At 70.6% G+C, this 3,415-nt stretch carries 3 protein-coding genes; all 3 read right to left on the bottom strand.

Annotated elements, in window-relative coordinates; translation table 11 throughout:
• Positions 1-37 precede the first annotated feature (37 nt).
• On the bottom strand, positions 38-688 hold the full coding sequence (locus FV222_RS20595; RefSeq protein ID WP_147815518.1) for a thiamine phosphate synthase: 651 nt from the start codon (positions 686-688) through the stop codon (positions 38-40).
• A 272-nt stretch (positions 689-960) separates the two neighbouring features.
• A complete protein-coding gene (fba, locus tag FV222_RS20590; protein WP_147815517.1) occupies positions 961-2,031 on the bottom strand; it encodes a class II fructose-bisphosphate aldolase in 1,071 nt (356 codons plus the stop codon).
• Between the two features lie 111 nt (positions 2,032-2,142).
• The gene (locus FV222_RS20585; protein WP_147762786.1) at positions 2,143-3,345 is read right to left on the bottom strand and encodes a phosphoglycerate kinase; all 1,203 of its coding nucleotides are present in this window, start codon (positions 3,343-3,345) and stop codon (positions 2,143-2,145) included.
• Positions 3,346-3,415: the final 70 nt, after the last annotated feature.

The raw sequence follows: 3,415 nt of genomic DNA, 5'->3' as shown, positions 1-3,415 counted from the left end.
GCCAGGAGCAGCGCGAGGGTGCTCGAAGCGAGCCGCCTCACGAGGCCGCCTCCGAGAGCGCGGCCTGCACGCGGGCGACGCCTGCGGGGTCGTCCATCCACAGCCCGCTCTCCAGCCCGACGAACTCGGCGCCGGTCGCCGCGAGCGCCGCGACCTCGGCCTCGGTGCAGGCGACGCCGATGCATGGCGTCTCGAAGATTTCGGCCCACCACGCGGTGCGCTCGTGCACGCCCTCTGCGTCGGCGGCGACGCCGTCGGGGTAGAGGCCGCCGAACATCAGGTAGTCGATGCCGGCCTCGCCCGCATCCATCGCCGCGTGCCGGGTCTCGATCCCGCCGACGCCGAGGATGCGGCCGTCGCGCAGACGCCCGCGCAGCTCCTGCAGCGTGCCTTCCTCCGGCTTGTCGACGTGGATGCCATCCGCCCCGCCCCGCGCCGAGATGCTGACGAGGTCGCCCGCGAAACCCGGGGCGGCGACGACCAGCGCCGCGCCGGCCGCCTGCACCGCGGGCGCGACGCGTTTCACCAGGGCGATCAGGCTGCGCTCGTCCGCGGGTGCCAGGCGCAGGATCACCGCGGCCACGTCGCCCGCGGCGCAGGCTCGCTCCAGCGCGGGCACCAGCGCGTCGACATGCTCCGCCCCGACATGGTGCGGCGTCAGCAGGGTGAGGCGGGGTGCGTCGGTCATGCGCCCTGATACCGCCGCGGAGGGCGTCGGGGAAGCGGAGAGGAGCGTTGCGGCCCTGGCAAAGAGAGGTCGAAGTCTCGCTCGAGCGTCCTCGTACGCGCCCGTCATTCTGGGGCTGCGCAGCAGAGCCCGGAATCCAGAACCATAGGCCGTGATCGAGAATGCACCGTCGGCGGCTCTGGATTCCTGGCTCGCCTCACGGCGCCCCGGAATGACGGTGTCGGGGCGGTGAAGGGGGGCCTTCCCTTACCGCCCCGATCGAAGGCGCCGCCTCAGTTCGCGGTGATCTTCGGGTCGAGCGAGCCGTTTGCGTAGCGCTTGGCCATGGCGGAGACCGAGATCGGGCGGATCTTCGAGCCCTGGCCGGCGGTGCCGAACTCCTCGAAGCGCTGCTTGCACAGCTTGGTCATCGCCTCCATGGCGGGCTTGAGGTACTTGCGCGGATCGAACTCGGCCGGGTTCTCGGCGAGCACCTTCCGGATCTGGCCGGTCAGCGCCATGCGGTTGTCGGTGTCGATGTTGATCTTGCGCACGCCGTGCTTGATCCCGCGCTGGATCTCGGCCACCGGCACGCCCCAGGTCGGCTTCATCTGGCCGCCGTACTGGTTGATGATGTCCTGCAGATCCTGCGGCACCGAGGACGAGCCGTGCATGACGAGGTGGGTCGTCGGCAGGCGCCGATGGATCTCCTCGATCACGTTCATCGCGAGCACGTCGCCGTCGGGCTGGCGCGTGAACTTGTAGGCGCCGTGGCTGGTGCCCATCGCCACCGCCAGCGCGTCGACCTTGGTCGCCTGCACGAACTTCACCGCTTCTTCCGGGTCGGTGAGCAGCTGGTCGTGCGAGAGCGTGCCTTCGAAACCGTGGCCGTCCTCGGCCTCGCCCTCGCCGCTCTCGAGCGAGCCGAGCACGCCGAGCTCGCCCTCCACCGAGACGCCGGCCCAGTGCGCCATCTCCGAGACCTTGTGGGTGATGCCGACGTTGTAGGCGTAGTCGGCCGGCGTCTTGCCGTCGGCCTTCAGCGACCCGTCCATCATCACCGAGGTGAAGCCGTACTGGATCGCGGTGGCGCAGGTGGCCTCGTCGCTGCCGTGGTCGAGGTGCATGCAGACGGGGATGTGCGGATAGATCTCGACGAGGCCGTCGATCAGCTTGGCCAGCACGATGTCGTTGGCGTAGGCGCGCGCGCCCTTGCTCGCCTGCAGGATCACCGGGGAATCGGTGGCGTCGGCGGCCGCCATGATGGCGAGCCCCTGCTCCATGTTGTTCATGTTGAAGGCCGGCACGCCGTAGCCGTACTCGGCGGCGTGATCGAGAAGCTGCCTCAACGTGATCCGCGCCATCGTCCGTGCTCCGTCTTAGGTCTGGTCGGGTCTGTGGGGAGAACGCCGCCGCGGCCCGGATGGATCGTGCGGGACGGCGCGAAAATCGCCGGAAAAGTCGGCTGTTGAAACTCAGCTCTTGGCGCGCAGGGCCTCGACGCCCGGAAGCGTCTTGCCCTCCAGCCATTCGAGGAAGGCGCCGCCGGCGGTCGAGATGTAGGAGAAGGTCTCCGAGACGCCCGCATGGTTCAGCGCGGCCACCGTATCGCCGCCGCCGGCGACCGAGACGAGCTTGCCAGACGCCGTGCGATCGGCCGCGTGCCGGGCGGCGGCGACGGTGGCGGCATCGAACGGCGTCAGCTCGAAGGCGCCGAGCGGGCCGTTCCACACCAGCGTCGCGGCCTCGTCGATCGCCGCGTCGATCAGGGCGACGGATTTCGGCCCGGCGTCGAGGATCATGCCGCCCTCGGGCACCGCGTCGACCGAGACGGTCTCGTGGGCCGCGTTCGCCTTGAACTCGGAGGCGACGACGGCGTCGACCGGCAGGATGATCCGGCACTTGGCGGCCTCGGCCGCGGCGATGATGCGCAGGGCGGTCTCGGCGAGGTCCTTCTCGCACAGCGACTTGCCGACGGGCTTGCCCTGCGCGTGCAGGAAGGTGTTGGCCATGCCGCCGCCGATCACCAGCATGTCGACCTTGGCGACGAGGTTCTCGAGCAGGTCGATCTTCGAGGAGACCTTGGCGCCGCCGACCAGAGCGATCACCGGGCGGGCGGGGGCTTCGAGGCCCTTGGTCAGGGCGTCGAGCTCGGCCTGCATCAGGCGGCCGGCATAGGCCGGCAGGCGGTGGGCGAGGCCCTCCGTCGAGGCGTGCGCCCGGTGGGCGGCCGAGAACGCCTCGTTGACGTAGACGTCGCCGTTGGCAGCGAGCGCGTCGGCGAAGGCCGCGTCGTTCGTCTCCTCGCCGGCATGGTAGCGGGTGTTCTCGAGGAGCAGCACGTCGCCGTCCTTAATCGCCGCGATCGCCGCCGACGCGGCCGGGCCGACGCAATCCTCGGCGAAGGCGACCGCGCTGCCAAGCTTGTCGGACAGGGTGGCGACGACGGGGGCTAGCGAATCCTTGGGATCGCGCTTGCCCTTCGGCCGGCCGAAATGGGCGAGCAGCACCACCTTGCCGCCTTGCCCGGCGATCTCGCGGATCGTCGGCACCACGCGCTCGATCCGGGTCGCGTCGGTGACGCGGCCGCCCTCCATCGGGACGTTGAGGTCGACGCGGAGCAGGACGCGCTTGCCCGCCAGCGAGCCGGAATCGTCGAGGGTGCGGAAGGCGGTCATGCGGTCCTGCTCTGTCGGTGTCGGGTCAGCGCGCGGGCGAGGGGGCGGACGACGTGGCGGGGGCGTGGGC

It is taken from the genome of Methylobacterium sp. WL103 (genome assembly GCF_008039885.1).
Lineage (GTDB): Bacteria > Pseudomonadota > Alphaproteobacteria > Rhizobiales > Beijerinckiaceae > Methylobacterium > Methylobacterium cerastii.
This window is presented reverse-complemented; position numbering and strand designations above follow the sequence as displayed.

Excerpts from the sequence above, each read along its gene's own strand:
- FV222_RS20595 (WP_147815518.1), bottom strand. The coding sequence starts at position 688 with ATGACCGACGCACCCCGCCTCACCCTGCTGACGCCGCACCATGTCGGG.
- fba (WP_147815517.1), bottom strand. The coding sequence starts at position 2,031 with ATGGCGCGGATCACGTTGAGGCAGCTTCTCGATCACGCCGCCGAGTAC.
- FV222_RS20585 (WP_147762786.1), bottom strand. The coding sequence starts at position 3,345 with ATGACCGCCTTCCGCACCCTCGACGATTCCGGCTCGCTGGCGGGCAAG.